Here is a 14,954-nt window from a genome sequence, read left to right on the forward strand (position 1 = left end):
GGCGACCACGACGATGCGAGCGGCCCTTCGGGCCATGGCTCCTACAGGGCGGGCCCGGCCAGTTCGGCCCAGATGGTCTTGCCCGTGGCGGTCTGCCGGGTGCCCCAGCTCTCGGTCAGCTGGGCCACCAGCAGCAGTCCGCGGCCGCCCTCGTCGAAGGCGCGGGCGCGGCGCGGATGCGGTGCGGTGGCGCTGCCGTCGGAGACCTCGCAGATCAGGGCCCGGTCATGGATCAGCCGCAGCCTGATGGGCGGGGCGGCGTGCCGGATGGCGTTGGTGACCAGCTCGCCGACCACGACCTCCATGGTGAAGCCGGCCTCCTCGAAGCCCCACGCGGCCAGCCGCTCGGCGGCCTCCCGGCGGGCCCGGGCCACCACGGCCGGGTCGTCCGGCAGCTCCCAGGTGGCCACGCTGTCCGCGTCCAGCCCCCGGGTGCGGGCCAGGAGCAGGGCGATGTCGTCGGTGGGGTGGCCCGGCAGCAGCTCGGCCAGCACCGCCTGGCACAGGCCGTCCAGGGAGGCGGCGGGCCGGGCGAGGGTGAGGCGCAGAGTGTCGATCGCCTTGTCGACGTCCCTTCCGCGGGACTCGATCAGCCCGTCGGTGTAGAGGGCCAGCAGGCTGCCCTCCGGCAGTTCGAGCTCGACCGTCTCGAACGGCAGGCTCCCCAGCCCCAGCGGTGGCCCGCTGGGCAGGTCGAGAAGGGTGGCGGTGCCGTCGGGCGTCACCAGCACGGGCGGCGGATGCCCGGCCCGCGCCAGTGAGCAGCGGCGGGAGACCGGGTCGTAGACCGCGTACAGACAGGTGGCGCCGACCTGGGCGTTGGTCACCCCCACCGCCTCTGCCGCGCCCGCGCCACCGCTGTCGTTCTCCGTCTCGTCCGACAGATGGTTGATCAGATCGTCCAGATGGGTGAGCAGCTCATCGGGGGCCAGATCGACGTCGGCGAGGGTGCGCACCGCCGTCCGCAGCCGCCCCATCGCCGCCGACGCCCGTACGCCATGGCCCACCACATCGCCGACGACCAGGGCGACCCGCGCGCCCGACAGCCGGATGACGTCGAACCAGTCGCCGCCCACCCCGGACCGGGAGTCGGCCGGACGATAGCCGGAGGCGACCTCCACGGCGGCGCTCGGGGGCAGGGTGCGCGGCAGCAGACTGCGCTGCAGGGCCAGCGCGGTGTGCCGCTCGTGGGTGTACCGCCGGGCGTTGTCGACGCAGACGGCGGCCCTGGCCGTCATCTCCTCGGCGAGCAGCAGATCGTCCTGCTCGAACGGCTCGGGGCGGCGGTGCCGGGAGAAGGTGGCCACGCCGAGGGTGGTGCCGCGGGCCCGCAGCGGAACGGCCATCGTCGAATGGAGCCCGAACCGGTGGATCATGGCGGCCCGCTCCGGGGCCTCGTCGGCCCACCGGGCGACGGCGGGGTCGGTGACCCGGTTCAGCATCGCCCGCTCGGCCTTCAGACACTCGGCCGCGGGGGAGAACTCGGGGTAGGCCGCCACCTGCCCCGGCTCCAGTACGGCCTCCGGGCAGCCCGTGAAGACCGACCGGCAGGCGACCCGGCGCAGCAGCACATGGCCGCCCGGCGGGCCGGGGCGCGGTTCGCCGCCGTCGTGCACCGCGGGCAGCAGATCGACCGTGACGAAGTCGGCGAGCTCCGGGACGGCCACATCGGCCAGCTCCTGTGCGGTCCGGTCGATGTCCAGGGTGCTGCCGATCCGCACGCTGGCCTCGTTGAGCAGTGTCAGCCGCTGCCGGGCGGTCAGCTGGGCGGTGGTGTCGTGAGCGGACAGCATCACGGCCGCCGCCCGGCCCTCGTCGTCCAGCAGCGGGGCGACGACGGCGGACCAGGCGAGCGGGCGGGGGTGGCCGGGCATGGGCGCGGCCAGCTCCAGCCGCTGCCCCTCGCCCGTCTCCAGCGCCCGCCGCATCGTCCGCTCGGCCGACTCGGCTTCGGGGCCGGGCAGGATCTCCGGGATCCGCAGCCCCCGCATCTCCTGCTGCGCCAGGCCCATCACCCGCTCCAGGTCGCGGTTGGCCCAGCGCAGCCGCAGCCCGGTGTCGTAGACCGCCATCGTGCAGGGGCCATCGAGGAAGGAGCGCCGCATCAACTCCTCGTCCCGGGCGGCGTCCCCGGCGCGCGGTACGGCGGAGACGATCAGCCACTCGGGGGCCCCGGCGGACGAGGTGCGGCGGTGCGCCAGCAGCCCCAGCTCCACGGTGGAGCCATCGCGGCGCAGCAGGGTGACCCGCCCGTTCAGCCGGGCGGGCGGGGAGGGGGAGCGCAGCGCGGCCGGCACGTCCGCGCGGGCGGGCGAGGAGTCGTGGAGCAGCTCGGCCGCGGGCCTGCCCACGATCTCGGCGGGGCGGTAGCCGAGCAGCCCGCGGGCCGCCTCGTTCCACCGGGTGACGATGCCGTGCTCGTCGACCGTGGCCTTGGCGGTGGCCCCCTCGCCGAGGAGATCGCCCGACCGGACGGACCACTCGTCCCGCGGGGTGTCCGGTCGCGTCATGCCGTCATCTCACCTTTGCCCCGGTCTTCCGCCGTGGGCGAGGTGCCGGCTCCACCGTGGCGCCCTTGGCGGAGAGTGAACCAATGGTCGCGTCTTCAAGTATGCCCACGGTGAGAGGGGTCGGCACATGGGGCGTGGCCCGCGCATGATGGCCGGGAGCCGGCTGTCACTCGCTGCTGGTACTGTCCCGGATCACAGCGAAACGAACAGAAGTTCTGCAAGGGGTGGGGTTTATGGACATGGCCGTACATGGGGGACATGGCAAGGGTGTCCGTGCGGCCGGTGCCGTGCTCACCGCCGTGCTGCTGTGCGGCGGCGCGGTCGGCTGCGGATCGTCCGGCGCGGACGGGAAGTCCGAGGGCAAGGCGGGGGAGAAGTCCTCGGAGCAGGTTCGGCTCGCCCCGGCGGCGGCCGTGCGCGCGGCTGCCGAGAAGAGTGAGAAGCTCACCTCGTTCCGCTACCGGATGAGTGGCCGCACCCCCGAGGACGGGCGGATCGAGGGCGAGGCGGCGATGAGCACCGAGCCGCTCGCCGTCAGCATGAAGATGCGCGCGGTCGGCCAGGGCACGGACGCGGCGGTGGAGATCCGGATGCTGGACGGGGTGATGTACCTCGACGGGGGCAAGGAGGCCGCCGCCGGGCTGGACGGCAAGAGCTGGCTCAAGCTGGACCTCGGGGCGCTGGGCGAGAAGGCGACCGGCGCGCTGGCCGGCGGTTCGCTCTCCCGCCAGGCCGACAAGAACCCGGCCGACGAGTCGGCCTTCCTCTCCGGTGCCGACGATGTGCAGCGGCTCGGCGAGGAGACCATCGACGGGGTGCGGACGACGCACTACCGGGGCACCATCGGCCTCCGCCAGATGCGCGCGAGCCTGAAGGGCGAGGACGCGGCGACCCGCGAGCGCCGCGAGAAGAACCTCAAGGCGTACGAGGGAATGGGGGTCGACCGGCTGACCATGGACATGTGGATCGACCCGGACGGCCACACCAAGCGGTTCCGCGTCCGCGGCGAGGGGAAGAAGGGCCCGCTCGACATGACCATCACCTTCTCGGCCCTCAATGAGCCGGTCACCGTGAAGGCGCCGCCGGCGAACCGGACCATGGACCTCTCCGAGCTGGCGCGGGGAGCCGAGGGCTGATCCGGCGGGGGCGCCTTCACCTGTAGTAGGCGGCGCGGCGGGCCCAGACGCCCGGTGTGCCCGCCCCGGCCGTGCGGGCCGAGCCGGCCTCGATTCATCCGCCGGGCCGGCCTCGATTCATCCCGCGGGTCGGCCCGACCGCTGCCGTGGCGGCCACCAGATGGTCGTTGGGGTAGATCCCGAGCCACGGCGGCGCGTGGATGCCGCCGGAGCGGGTCGCGGCCGGTACAGCCATGGTCGTCCTCCCCACGCCGGGCCCCGGGCGGCGCTGTCAGGACTCCGACGGGTACCCGCCGGGAGGACTCCCGAGAGACGGCCGCCGCGGAGCCGCTCCGCGGGCCGCGGCCAGGGCGCGCCGGTGCAGGTCTTCGAGCGCGTCCAGCACGACCGTGCGCTCGTGCCACTCCAGCCACAGCCCCGCCCGGGTGGCCAGGTCGAGCAGGATCGCGGTCTCCGCGTCGGTCAGGCTGTGTCTGACCTTGGGCACATGGACCGAGAACACCCCGACGACCTCGCGGGAGGCGCCGGTCATGGGGATGCTGTGCGCGGTGCGGGAGCCGGTGGCCAGGATGACCTCGCGGGCGGTGTCGGAGAAGACGCGGTCGGTGGCGATGTGCGACACCACCGGCCGGGCGCGGGCCGCCGCCAGCGCACACGCCGTCTCGCCCTCGTCGACATGGGAGAAGAAGTCGATGAACTCCCTGCCGAGGCCGTGGTGCTGCTCCATCCGCAGCCCGGCCGGGTCCGCCAGCTGCAGATCCCCCATGTCGGAGCCCACCACCTCCATGGCCCGGTTCAGCACCCGCTTCACCACGGTGGAGCGGTGGACCTCACCGGGCCGCACATCCGGCAGGAACGGCAGCGCGGGGGCCTCCCCGCGGGTGCGCTCCGGAAACCACAGCGCGCTGCCGGGGGCGGGCCGCTCCGCGCGCAGCAGCGCGGCCGCCAGGGTCCGCAGTTTCACGTTGTGCGTCTGTGAGCCGCGCTTGAGCAGGGTGAACGCGGTCTGCTCCGTGGGCAGCCGATAGCGCTCCCACAGCACGCCCTGCGCCTGCGCGATCAGCGGGTGCGAGCGCAGTCTGGCGCGCAGATCGACGGTCTCCCGGCGCAGCCGTATCACCTCCGGCACCGCCGTCCGGTCGCCGTCGCGCGCGGAGGTGTCCGCCCCCGTCGCCGTTCCGCCGCGGGCGGCGACGGCCGACTCCACGGTGGCGTACATCCGGATCGTGCCGTCCACCAGCACCGTCCGCAGCAGCCGCGCCACGTCGTCGGCGGCCCCGGCCAGGAGCAGCGGGGCACCGGCCTCGGACAGGGAGCGCGCACAGCGCAGCAGACCCCGCACACCCTCCGCCGTGATCTCCCGGACCCGAGAGAGATCCACGATCACGGCGGCGCCGGGTCTCTCCCGGCCGGCCTGCCGCGCGCCCGTGAACACGGGGTGGTCCGGCCGGTCGAGGCCCCCTTCGGGGCGCAGCAGCCATGCCGCGCCCCCGGATGCCGGACCCGGCACCGGGTGCGGTCGCTCGTCCGGCGCGTTCCTCCGCACGCCCCGGTCGTCGTTCCCGCCCGTCGCATCGATCTCGCGCATCTCCGCCTCGTTCCGCATTCCGTCCGCAGGGGGTTCGGCCCGGGGGAGCACCCCGGACCGAGCCATACCTTGGTCAGACGGGCGGAATGAGTCAACGCGGGCCCGGCGCGGTCAACGCGGCCCCGGCGCGCGCATGGCGTGCAGCGGTCCGCGGTGCAGCGGCGTAGTGCGCCACCGCGCGGTGAAGACGCGGTCCGCGAGGGAGCAGGCGACCACCAGGTGGTGCGGGGTCTCCAGGAACGCGATGTCCACGGTCAGCGTGTCCGGGTCCGTCCAGCCCCCGCTCACCGCCGTGGGAACGGGCGCCTCCGGCCCGGTGTGCACCCGCCACCCCGCGCCGTCGAATCCCAGGTCCAGCCGGGACGCCCGCTCGGCCAGCGAGACGGCCCAGCCGCCGGAGCCGTCCTCGGCCACGGTGACCCCCGTCAGGGTCGGCTGGTCCGCGCAGACGCCGCCTTCGGGGGTGAATTCCGTGCCGGACCAGGCGCCGGGGTCCGAGAGCGGCGCGGGCTTCGCCGCCAGCGGCGGCAGGGCGAGCCGGGACAGCCGCCGCTCCAGCGCGGCGTCGTCGTCCTCGCGGCCGGTGAGCGGCGCGTCGCCGAACGCGGGCAGCAGATGCTCCCAGACCGCGTCCAGGACGGCCTGCATCCGCTCGGTGTCCGCCGTTGTGGCGATCACCACATCGTGCTCGGGCAGCACCAGGCAGAACTGCCCGAACGCCCCGTCGCCCCGGTACCCGTGCCGGGACATCCAGAACTGGAGCCCGTACCCCCGCCGCCAGTCCGGCCCCGAGCCGCCCGCCATGGGCTCCTCGGTCGGGATCCACAGCCGGGTCGCGTTCTCGACCCAGGAGGCCGGAAGCAGCCGCTCGCCCTCCCACTCACCGCCCCGCAGATACAGCAGCCCCAGTCGGGCGATCGCGTCGGTGGCCGCGAACAGCCCGCTGAAGCCGAGGTCGCGCCCGGCCGGCACCTGCAGCCAGGCCGCCTCGCCGATACCCAGCGGATCGAACAGGCGCGGCCGCAGATACTCCGTCAGCGACTGTCCGGTCACCCGCTGGACGATCGCGGCGAGCGTGTACGTGGCGGGCTGGTTGTACGCGAAGACGGTGCCCGGGGCGCGATCCGGCGGCAGCCGCAGGAAGCCGCGCACGGGCTCCTCCGGGTCCAGCCCGAACGCCCGCTCCAGCGTCTCCTCGAGGTGCCCGCTGGCCATGGACGCGACATGGCGTACGAGCATGGCGCGGCTGCCCGGGTCGGTGATCTCCGCCTCGAACTCGGGGAAGTACGAGATCACGGGAGCGTCGAGGTCCAGCAGCCCCTCGGCGGCGGCCAGCCCCGCCGCCGTGGAGGTGAAGCTCTTGCTGAGGGAGTAGAGCAGATGCGGCCGCTCGGCCGTGTACGGCGCCCACCAGCCGGAGGCGATCAGCCGGCCGTGGCGCAGGATCATCAGACTGTGCGGCTCGATCTCCGGCGCGCCCTCGACGGCGTCGAGGAAGGCGTGGACGCCCCGCGCGTCCACGCCCTCGGCGGCGGGGGTGCTGGTGGGCAGCGGATGAGCACTCATCAGACGGGTCCTCGTGGGGTCAGGGGTGGGCTGCGCCAACCCTCCCCGGCGGGGCGGCGGGTGTCCAGAGGGTTTTGTGCCGCCCGGCCGGGCGGATTTTGTGCCGCCGGCCGGGCGGAGGGCGCGGCTGTGGCGGGCCGCGGGCTCGTTGAGAGGATCGGCGGTGACGGATCGCCGGTGATCCGCGAACGCACCAGACACCGGAAGGAACGAACACCTCGTGACCGACTCCGTGACCGATCGCGTGACCGACGACGACGCCGTGCTGACGCGCGTCGAGGGCCGCGCCGGACATCTCACCCTCAATCGGCCCCGCGCCCTCAACGCCCTCACCCATCCGATGGTGACCCGGATCGCCGAGGCCCTCACCGCCTGGGAGCGGGACCCGGCCGTATCGGCGGTGGTGATCGACGGGGCGGGGGAGCGCGGGCTGTGCGCGGGCGGCGACATCCGCCTGATCCACCAGGACGTGACCTCGGGCGGCGGCGCGGCCTCGCGGGCGTTCTGGCGCGACGAGTACACGCTCAACGTCCGGATCGCCCGCTACCCCAAGCCGTATGTGGCCCTGATGGACGGCATCGTGATGGGCGGCGGCGTCGGGATCTCGGCGCACGGCGGCATACGCGTCGTGACCGAGCGCTCCCGGGTGGCCATGCCCGAGACCACGATCGGCTTCGTACCGGACGTCGGCGGCACCCATCTGCTGGCCCGCGCACCGGGCGAACTCGGGACGCACCTGGCCCTCACGGGAGCTTCGGTGGGCGCCGCCGACGCCCTGCGCTGCGGCTTGGCCGACCATGTCGTCCCCTCCGGGCAACTGCCCGCGCTGACCCGGGACCTGGCCGCGGAGCCGGTGGCGGACGTCCTGCCCCGGTACGCCGTCGAGGCCCCGGCCGGGACCCTGGACGGCCGGCGGGAGTGGATCGACCAGTGTTATGCGGCGGACACCGTCGAGGAGATCGTGGACCGGCTGATGGCCGTCGGGGAACCGGCCGCCAAGGAGACCGCCGAGACCCTCCTCGCCAAGTCCCCCACGGCATTGAAGGTGACGCTGGCCGCCGTCCGCGGGGCGCGGGCGCTCGGCTCGCTGGAGCGCGTCATGGAGCAGGAGTACCGCGTCTCCTGCGCGGCCCTCTCGCGCCCTGACCTCATCGAGGGCATCCGCGCCCAGGTGATCGACAAGGACCGCCGCCCCCGCTGGACCCCGGCGGCTCTCGCCGAGGTCACGGACGCGGAGGTGGCCGGTTTCTTCGTGCCGCCCATCGACGGTGATCTTCGCCTCGGCGACGCTCCGTAGCCGGACGCTCCGTCGGCGCCGATGGGCGGACCATCGGCGCCGACGGCTGAAATAGTGTGCCAAGCGGCACGCTTCAACGGGGTGGCCCGACCCGGCGGCCGGTCACCAACTGCTCTTGGTCACCCCGGGGAGTTCACCGGCGTGTGCCATCTCGCGCAGCCGGATGCGGGACAGTCCGAAGGCGCGCAGATGGCCGCGGGGGCGGCCGTCGATGGAGTCGCGGTTGCGTACCCGGGTGGCGCTGGCGTCGCGGGGCTGGCGGCGCAGCTCCCGCTGGGCGTCGAGCCGGTCCTCCGCCGAGGTCCGGGGGTCGGCGATGACCGCCTTCAGTTCGGCGCGGCGCTTGGCGTGGCGGGCCACGACCACCCGGCGCTTCTCGTTCTTGGCGATCTTGCTCTTCTTGGCCATCAGACCTTCCCTCCCCGGGCGCGGATACGGGCCACGGCGGCCTCGATGCCGATCGCGTCGACGGTCTTGATGGCCTTGGCGCTCAGGGCGAGCCGGATATGGCGGCCCTCGCTCGGCAGCCAGTAGCGCTTGCGCTGGACGTTGGGGTCGAACCGGCGCTTGGTGCGGCGGTGGGAGTGGGAGATGTGGTGCCCGAAGCCGGGCTGCCGGCCGGTGAGTTGGCAGTGGGCGGACATGGTTCTCCGTTCGGTCGTGTGGTGTGGATGTCGCGGCAGCGTAGCAGCTAGATGAAAATGAAAACCACTTCCGTGTATGCTGGGGCTCATGGCACGCAATGAACTACGCCCGATCATCAAGCTGAGGTCCACCGCGGGCACCGGCTACACGTATGTGACCCGCAAGAGCCGGCGGAACGACCCCGACCGGCTGACCCTGCGCAAGTACGACCCGGTCGCCGGCCGCCACGTCGACTTCCGTGAGGAGCGCTGACCGCCATGAAGCCCGGTATCCACCCCGCCTACCGGCCCGTCGTCTTCCGCGACCGGGCCGCCGACTTCGCCTTCCTCACCCGCTCCACCGCCACCAGTGACAAGACGGTCGAGTGGCAGGACGGCAACACCTACCCGGTCATCGACGTCGAGATCTCCTCGGCGAGCCACCCCTTCTACACCGGCAACCAGCGCGTCGTGGACACCGCGGGCCGCGTCGAGCGGTTCCAGCGGCGCTACGGACGCGAACGGAGGGGCCGGTGAACGCGGACGAGAACCGGCTGGCCGTGGCGGTCGTGGGCGGACTGCACGCCGACGCCCGCCGCGCCGCCGTCGAGGAGATCCTGCGCACGGTGCCCGGCTCCGTGGCGCTGCACCACGATCTGTCCGCCGCCACCACCATCGACCGCGCCGTGCGCCGTACCGTGCGCGACGCCTCCGGGCCGCTCGGCGAGGGCGAGGCGCCGCTGGTGAACGACTGCGCGTGCTGTGCGCTGCGCGAGGACATGGTCCCCGAGCTGCTGCGCCTGGCCACGGGCGGCGGGCACCGGCTCGCCGTGGTCGAGCTGTGGGACTCGGTCGAGCCCCAGGCCATGGCCGCCGTCATCGCGGCCGAGGGCGCGCCGCTGGAGCTGACCGGGGTGGCCACCGCGGTCGACCCGGCGCTGATGGTGCCGTATCTCGCCAATGGCGACGACCTCGCCGAGGCCGGTCTCGCCGCCGCGCCGACCGACCAGCGCACCATCGCGGACACCTTCGCCCGGCAGCTGGAGTACCCCACGGTGATCGCCGTCGCCGGGGACGCGACGTCCGGGGAGCCCGTGGACGACGGCGATCTGGCCCTGCTGACCCAACTCACCCCGGGCGCACGGCGGATGCGGCTCGGCGAGGGGGCCCTGGGCCCCGTCGTGCTGCGGGGCTTCGACATCGCGGCGGCGGCCGCCCGTCTCCATCCGGCGTGCGCACTGCTGCCCCAGGAGGGCGATGAGCACGGCGTGGCCACGCTCGTCTGGCGGCGTGAGCGACCCTTCCACCCGGGGCGGCTGTATGCCGCGCTGGAGGATCTGACCTGTGCCGCGGCCCGCAGCCGGGGCCGCTTCTGGCTGGCGGACCGGGGCGACACCCTGCTGTCGTGGGACGCGGCGGGCGGGGCGCTGTGTGTGGAGTCGGCCGGGCCGTGGCTGGCCGCGCTGCCGGACGCGGCCTGGGAGATGGTGCCGGCCGAGCGGCGGGTGGCCGCCGCGCTGGACTGGCACCCCGACCACGGCGACCGCTGTCAGCACCTGACCTTCACCTCGCCCGGTCTCGACCGCGATGGGCTGCTGGCCCTGCTCGACTCGTGTCTGCTGACCGACGCCGAGTACGCGGCCGGGCCGGACGCCTGGAGCCGGCTGCCGCACGCCTTTGACGAACTGCTCGACCCGGTGTCCTGACCGGAGCACGGACACCGCACGCACCCCACAGACAAGGACGAGATGGTGCCCCGACGCATCGACCCCACCCGCCGGGACGCCCGGCGCGACCGCGTGAACCCGCTGGACAAGGCCGGTATCACCTACATCGACTACAAGGACACCGAGCTGCTGCGGAAGTTCGTCTCCGACCGCGGCAAGATACGCAGCCGCCGGGTGACCCGGGTGACCGCGCGGCAGCAGCGCCAACTGGCCCGTGCCATCAAGAACGCGCGGGAGATGGCGCTGCTGCCCTACGGATCGCGCTAGCGCTTCACCGGCTCGGTGCTGTCGGCCGCGGTGTTCAGATCGCGGTCGAGGGTCTCCGGGGACATCCGGGTGGCGACGAGGCTGACCGCCGTGACCAGCGACATATAGATGGCGACCGGTATCCAGGAGCCGGAGAACGCGGTGAGGAGCGCGCTGCAGAGCAGCGGGGCGACCCCGCCGCCGATCAGCGAGGAGAACTCCCGGCCCAGCGTGACGCCCGCGTAGCGGTAGCGCTTGCCGAACAGTTCGGGGAAGTAGCTCATCTGGACGCCGACCGAGCCGTGGCAGGCCAGGATGAAGCCGATGACGATGGCCACGGTGATCGCCACGTGTGAGCCGGTGTTCAGCGCGATGAAGGTCGGGGCCGGGAGCAGCACCAGCGCGGCGACGATGGTGGAGTACACCGGGCGCCGTCCGAGGCGGTCGGAGAGCGTGCCGAAGCAGATGGCCGCGAGACCGCCGCACAGGGCCCCGATCAGCAGCACCTGGGGGACGAAGTGCTTGTCGACGCCGACGCTGGACACCAGGTAGGAGGCCATGAAGACCTGGTACGTATAGGACTGGGTGCTGATGCCGAAGTTCATGAACAGCGCCAGCAGCATGGGCTTCCGGCCGTGTTGGAAGACCTCCTTCACCGGTGAGGCGGGCCGCTCCCGTTGCTCCTTGAGCTCGGTGAAGACCGGGCTCTCGTTGAGCTTGCGGCGCAGCACCAGGGCGATCACGGTCACGAGGAGGCTGCTGCCGAAGATCAGCCGCCAGCCCCAGCTCATCAGGGCGTCGTCGGACAGGCGTTGGGCGAGGATCCAGGCCACCGCGCCCAGGGCGGTGCCCAGCGCGGCGCCGGTCATGACGAGGGAGGACAGTCTGCCGCGGCGTCCGGGGGCGGCGGTCTCGGTGAGCAGGGTGGCGCCGCCGGACTGCTCGGCCCCGGCCCCGAAGCCCTGCCCCATACGGCAGATGAGCAGCAGGATCGGGGCGAGCAGCCCCACCTCGTTGTAGGTGGGCAGCAGTCCGATGGCGAGGGTGGAGCCGCCCATCAGGAGCAGGGTCGCCACCAGCACCCACTTGCGGCCGAGACGGTCGCCGTAGCGGGAGAAGAAGAGCCCGCCGAGCGGGCGGGCGGCGAAGCCCACGGCGTAGGTGCTGAAGCTGGCCAGGATGCCCACGGACGGTGAGGCGTTGGGGAAGAACAGGTCGCTGAAGATCAGCGCCGAGGCGGTGCCGTAGATGACGAAGTCGTACTGCTCGAGCGCGGTGCCGATGAGACCGGCCAGGGCGGCGCGGCGTACCGCGCGGGGGTCGGCGGGTGGTTCGGCGGGGGTGGAAGGGTCGGAGGGGGAGGTGGCCGGCGACGGGGGACGCGCCGTGGCGGGGGTGTTGCTGTCCATGATCCATGCCTCCTTGAACGGATCGACGCAGCGGAGCGGTGGAGGGGAGGGCAGACGAAAGGGGACGGGGGAAGTGGGGAGATGGATGGGGGAGGTGGGGAGGTAGGGGACGGGGTCAGCGGTGGGCGGGGGTCCGGAGAGCCCCGGCGGCGTCGGCTGCCGCGGCGGCGGGTCCGTGGCGGACGATGAGGTCGATCAACTCGGCGACCCGGGCGGCGAAGTCGGGGTGGTCTCTCAGTCCGTCGCCGAGCAGCCCGCTGTCCAGGACGGCCTCGACGAAGGACGGCCCGGAGGCGGTGGCGCTCCGCCCGGCGATGGCGGCGAGCGTCTTCCGGGCCGGGTCCGCCATCGCGGTGGCGTGGGGGCCGGGGGAGAAGCCGGGGCGCGGTGCCACGCAGCACAGATACGCGGCGATGGTGAGCGCGAGGTGGTGGGGCATGCGTCCGGCCCGCAGGTGGAACAGGGCGGGTTCGGGGACCCGTTGGCGCAGTTTGACCGAGCCGTCGGAGCCGACCTGCCGGGTGCGGTGGCCCAGGGCGGTGTTGGCCCAGCGGTCGAAGAGCTGTCCGATGTAGTGGTCGGGGTCGATGCCGGTGGGCACGGTGAGGGTCGGCAGATAGTCGTCGTGGAGCACCGCGTGGGCGGCTTCGGCGATGAACGGCCGGGCGGTGGCGTCCGGGACGGTCGCCCGTCCGTCCAGTGCGCCGAGGTAGGCGATGAGGGAGTGGGTGCCGTTGAGCAGGCGCAGCTTCAGCAGTTCGTAGGGTTCGACGTCGTCGGTGAAGAGCGCCCCGCCGGTTTCCCAGCGGGGGCGTCCGGCGGCGAAGCGGTCCTCCATCACCCACATGCTGAAGGGTTCGGCCGGTACCGGGACGGTGTCGTGTACGCCGAGGTGGGTGGCGACGGCTTCGCGGTAGGTGTCGGTGGTGGCGGGGACGATGCGGTCGACCATGGAGTTGGGGAGGGCCACGGCGGATTCCAGCCAGGGCGTGAGGTCATCGCGTTCGGCCGTCGGCAGGGCCTGGGTGAATTCGTGGACGAGCCGTCTGGTCTGGGCTCCGTTGCCGACGAGGTTGTCGCAGCTGAGCACGGTGACGGGCCGGGCGTGGGTGCGCATGCGGCGCTGGAGGCCGCGGACGATCTGGCCGATGGTGGTCCGTGGTGGGGTATCGCCGCGCAGGTCGGCCCGGACGGCGGGGGCGTCGAGGTCGAGGCCGCCGGTGCGCGGGGAGAAGGTGTAGCCGTGTTCGGTGACGGTCAGGGTGATGACGGCCGTGGCGGGGGCCGCGAGGGCGTCGAGGAGGTCGTCGGGCTGCTCGGTGGCCACCAGGGTGCCGGTGTGCACGGCGGGGACGGTGACGCGGGTGTCGTCGGGGGAGATCTCCACGACCGCGTAGGCCATCTCCTGGTCGCGCATCGCCCGTGCCACGGTGGCCGAGTGGCTGGCCACGCCGAGGATGCCCCACGGGCCGTCGGTGTGGCGCAGGGCGGCGGCGGTGTGGACGGCCTGGTGGGCGCGGTGGAAGTTGCCGAGGCCCAGGTGGACGATGCCGGTTTCGGCGGGCGGGCGGGGGAGGGTGAGGGCGGCCGCGGGGGTGGTGGCGCGGCGGAGGCGGGGGAGGGTGTGGGGCATCGGTGTCACCAGTCCGTCATCGAGCCGTCGAGCCGTCGCGCGACCGGCAGATAGGCGGGTTCGTAGGGGTGGCGGGCGGCGAGCTCCTCGTCGATCTCGACGCCGATGCCGGGTGCGTCGCCGGGGTGGAGGTGGCCGTCGGCGTAGCACCAGGCGTGCCGGAACACCTCGTGGACCAGGGGTGCGTAGCCCATGTACTCCTGGATGGCGAAGTTGGGGGTGGCCAGGCCGAGGTGGAGTGAGGCGCCGAGGGCGACGGGGGAGATGTCCGAGGGGCCGTGCGGTCCGAGCCGCACCTGCCAGAGGTCGGCGAGGGTGGCGATGCGCCGCAGATGGCTGATGCCGCCCGCGTGGCTCACACAGGTGCGGATGAAGTCGATCAGCTGCTCGGTGATCAGCGTCTGGCACTCCCAGACGGTGTTGAACACCTCGCCGATGGCCAGCGGGACGGTGGTGTGGTGGCGGATGTGCCGCAGCACCTCCTGGTTCTCGGCGGGGGTGACGTCCTCCAGCCAGAAGAGGTCCGCCGGTTCCAGGGCACGGCCGAGCCGGGCGGCCTCGCCGGGGGTGAGCCGGTGGTGGGTGTCGTGGAGCAGTTTCAGCTCGGGGCCCACGTGTTCGCGTACCCGGGTGAGGACGCGGGGGATGTGGCGGAGGTAGGCGTCGGTGTCCCAGGTCTCCTCGACGGGGGCGGCGCCCCGGCCGGCCGGTTCGTATCCGGTGCCGGTCCTGCTGACGCCGTAGACCATCTCCAGGCCGGGGACGCCGCTCTGGGCCCGTACGGCGCGGAAGCCGCGGTCCCGCCGTGCCTCGATGGACTCCAGCAGCTGGGGGAGGTCCCAGCCGGTGGCGTGGGTGTAGGCGAGGATCCGGTCGCGGACCGCGCCGCCCAGCAGCTGGTAGACGGGCTGTCCGGTGGTCTTGCCCTTGATGTCCCACAGCGCGGTGTCCACCGCGCCGATGGCGGTCATGGTCACCGGTCCGCGCCGCCAGTAGGCCCCGCGGTAGAGGTACTGCCAGGTGTCCTCGATGCGGGCCGGGTCGCGGCCGATGAGGAGGGGTGCGAGGTGGTCGCGCAGATAGGAGGCGACGGCGAGTTCGCGGCCGTTGAGGGTGGCGTCGCCCCAGCCGGTGACGCCGTCCGCGGTGGTGATCTTGAGGAGGACGAAGTTGCGGCCCGGGCTGGTGACGAGGACGTCGACGGCGGTGATGGTGTCGG

At 73.2% G+C, this 14,954-nt stretch carries 15 protein-coding genes; 6 read left to right on the plus strand and 9 right to left on the minus strand.

From position 1 onward, the window contains the following. Window positions 1-41: 41 nt before the first annotated feature. Window positions 42-2,510 carry a SpoIIE family protein phosphatase gene (locus JK364_RS31750; RefSeq protein ID WP_201854792.1) on the minus strand — a complete coding sequence of 823 codons (2,469 nt, stop codon included), beginning with the start codon at window positions 2,508-2,510 and terminating at the stop codon, window positions 42-44. A gap of 233 nt (window positions 2,511-2,743) precedes the next feature. Here JK364_RS31750 and JK364_RS31755 point away from each other — a divergent pair, with 233 nt between their 5' ends. After that, window positions 2,744-3,646, plus strand: coding sequence for an SCO4651 family lipoprotein (locus JK364_RS31755; protein WP_201854793.1), 903 nt, complete (start codon window positions 2,744-2,746; stop codon window positions 3,644-3,646). A gap of 94 nt (window positions 3,647-3,740) precedes the next feature. Here the strand turns inward: JK364_RS31755 and JK364_RS31760 are convergent, their stop codons facing one another. From JK364_RS31760 to JK364_RS31770, 3 genes are all read right to left on the minus strand, one after another. Further along, entirely contained in the window at window positions 3,741-3,881 is a 141-nt protein-coding gene (locus JK364_RS31760) for a hypothetical protein (RefSeq protein ID WP_201854794.1), read from the minus strand. Window positions 3,882-3,917: 36 nt separating this feature from the next. Continuing rightward, the gene (locus JK364_RS31765; protein ID WP_201854795.1) at window positions 3,918-5,234 is read right to left on the minus strand and encodes an ANTAR domain-containing protein; all 1,317 of its coding nucleotides are present in this window, start codon (window positions 5,232-5,234) and stop codon (window positions 3,918-3,920) included. A gap of 111 nt (window positions 5,235-5,345) precedes the next feature. Next, window positions 5,346-6,800, minus strand: a complete 1,455-nt coding sequence (locus JK364_RS31770) for a serine hydrolase domain-containing protein (RefSeq protein WP_201854796.1) — start codon at window positions 6,798-6,800, stop codon at window positions 5,346-5,348. 220 nt (window positions 6,801-7,020) lie between these two features. Between JK364_RS31770 and JK364_RS31775 the strand changes: the two genes are divergently transcribed. Then, complete coding sequence (locus JK364_RS31775; RefSeq protein ID WP_201854797.1) at window positions 7,021-8,097, plus strand: enoyl-CoA hydratase/isomerase family protein; 1,077 nt, start codon at window positions 7,021-7,023, stop codon at window positions 8,095-8,097. A gap of 102 nt (window positions 8,098-8,199) precedes the next feature. Here JK364_RS31775 and rpsN read toward each other — a convergent pair whose 3' ends face one another. Next, entirely contained in the window at window positions 8,200-8,505 is a 306-nt protein-coding gene (rpsN, locus tag JK364_RS31780) for a 30S ribosomal protein S14 (RefSeq protein ID WP_201854798.1), read from the minus strand. After that, window positions 8,505-8,741, minus strand: coding sequence for a 50S ribosomal protein L28 (gene rpmB, locus JK364_RS31785; protein ID WP_201854799.1), 237 nt, complete (start codon window positions 8,739-8,741; stop codon window positions 8,505-8,507). Before rpmB ends, rpsN begins: the two co-directional genes overlap by 1 nt. A gap of 88 nt (window positions 8,742-8,829) precedes the next feature. Between rpmB and rpmG the strand changes: the two genes are divergently transcribed. From rpmG to rpsR, 4 genes are read left to right on the plus strand one after another with little or no spacing between them, the layout of a single operon-like run. Beyond that, on the plus strand, window positions 8,830-8,994 hold the full coding sequence (gene rpmG / locus JK364_RS31790) for a 50S ribosomal protein L33 (protein ID WP_201854800.1): 165 nt from the start codon (window positions 8,830-8,832) through the stop codon (window positions 8,992-8,994). A gap of 5 nt (window positions 8,995-8,999) precedes the next feature. After that, the gene (locus JK364_RS31795; RefSeq protein ID WP_201854801.1) at window positions 9,000-9,257 is read left to right on the plus strand and encodes a type B 50S ribosomal protein L31; all 258 of its coding nucleotides are present in this window, start codon (window positions 9,000-9,002) and stop codon (window positions 9,255-9,257) included. Then, window positions 9,254-10,426 (plus strand): GTP-binding protein, encoded by a 1,173-nt coding sequence (locus JK364_RS31800; protein WP_201854802.1) that lies wholly within the window; start codon window positions 9,254-9,256, stop codon window positions 10,424-10,426. The genes JK364_RS31795 and JK364_RS31800 overlap by 4 nt, the downstream gene beginning before the upstream one ends. A gap of 42 nt (window positions 10,427-10,468) precedes the next feature. After that, window positions 10,469-10,714: a 30S ribosomal protein S18 gene (gene rpsR / locus JK364_RS31805; protein ID WP_201854803.1), complete on the plus strand. Its 246-nt coding sequence runs from the start codon at window positions 10,469-10,471 to the stop codon at window positions 10,712-10,714. Here rpsR and JK364_RS31810 read toward each other — a convergent pair. The 3 genes from JK364_RS31810 to manD form a co-directional block, all read right to left on the minus strand. Beyond that, entirely contained in the window at window positions 10,711-12,102 is a 1,392-nt protein-coding gene (locus JK364_RS31810) for an MFS transporter (RefSeq protein ID WP_201854804.1), read from the minus strand. The two genes, rpsR and JK364_RS31810, sit on opposite strands and share 4 nt — an antisense overlap. A 115-nt stretch (window positions 12,103-12,217) precedes the next feature. Continuing rightward, window positions 12,218-13,735 (minus strand): mannitol dehydrogenase family protein, encoded by a 1,518-nt coding sequence (locus JK364_RS31815; RefSeq protein ID WP_201854805.1) that lies wholly within the window; start codon window positions 13,733-13,735, stop codon window positions 12,218-12,220. A gap of 5 nt (window positions 13,736-13,740) precedes the next feature. Further along, on the minus strand, window positions 13,741-14,946 hold the full coding sequence (gene manD, locus JK364_RS31820) for a D-mannonate dehydratase ManD (RefSeq protein ID WP_201854911.1): 1,206 nt from the start codon (window positions 14,944-14,946) through the stop codon (window positions 13,741-13,743). Window positions 14,947-14,954 lie beyond the last annotated feature (8 nt).

The sequence above is a fragment of the Streptomyces endocoffeicus genome (assembly GCF_016741935.1).
Classification (GTDB): Bacteria; Actinomycetota; Actinomycetes; order Streptomycetales; family Streptomycetaceae; genus Streptomyces; species Streptomyces endocoffeicus.

Coding starts and splice junctions, on each gene's coding strand:
- JK364_RS31750 (WP_201854792.1), bottom strand. CDS start 2,510: ATGACGCGACCGGACACCCCGCGGGACGAGTGGTCCGTCCGGTCGGGC.
- JK364_RS31755 (WP_201854793.1), top strand. CDS start 2,744: ATGGACATGGCCGTACATGGGGGACATGGCAAGGGTGTCCGTGCGGCC.
- JK364_RS31760 (WP_201854794.1), bottom strand. CDS start 3,881: ATGGCTGTACCGGCCGCGACCCGCTCCGGCGGCATCCACGCGCCGCCG.
- JK364_RS31765 (WP_201854795.1), bottom strand. CDS start 5,234: ATGCGCGAGATCGATGCGACGGGCGGGAACGACGACCGGGGCGTGCGG.
- JK364_RS31770 (WP_201854796.1), bottom strand. CDS start 6,800: ATGAGTGCTCATCCGCTGCCCACCAGCACCCCCGCCGCCGAGGGCGTG.
- rpsN (WP_201854798.1), bottom strand. CDS start 8,505: ATGGCCAAGAAGAGCAAGATCGCCAAGAACGAGAAGCGCCGGGTGGTC.
- rpmB (WP_201854799.1), bottom strand. CDS start 8,741: ATGTCCGCCCACTGCCAACTCACCGGCCGGCAGCCCGGCTTCGGGCAC.
- rpmG (WP_201854800.1), top strand. CDS start 8,830: ATGGCACGCAATGAACTACGCCCGATCATCAAGCTGAGGTCCACCGCG.
- JK364_RS31795 (WP_201854801.1), top strand. CDS start 9,000: ATGAAGCCCGGTATCCACCCCGCCTACCGGCCCGTCGTCTTCCGCGAC.
- rpsR (WP_201854803.1), top strand. CDS start 10,469: ATGGTGCCCCGACGCATCGACCCCACCCGCCGGGACGCCCGGCGCGAC.
- JK364_RS31810 (WP_201854804.1), bottom strand. CDS start 12,102: ATGGACAGCAACACCCCCGCCACGGCGCGTCCCCCGTCGCCGGCCACC.
- JK364_RS31815 (WP_201854805.1), bottom strand. CDS start 13,735: ATGCCCCACACCCTCCCCCGCCTCCGCCGCGCCACCACCCCCGCGGCC.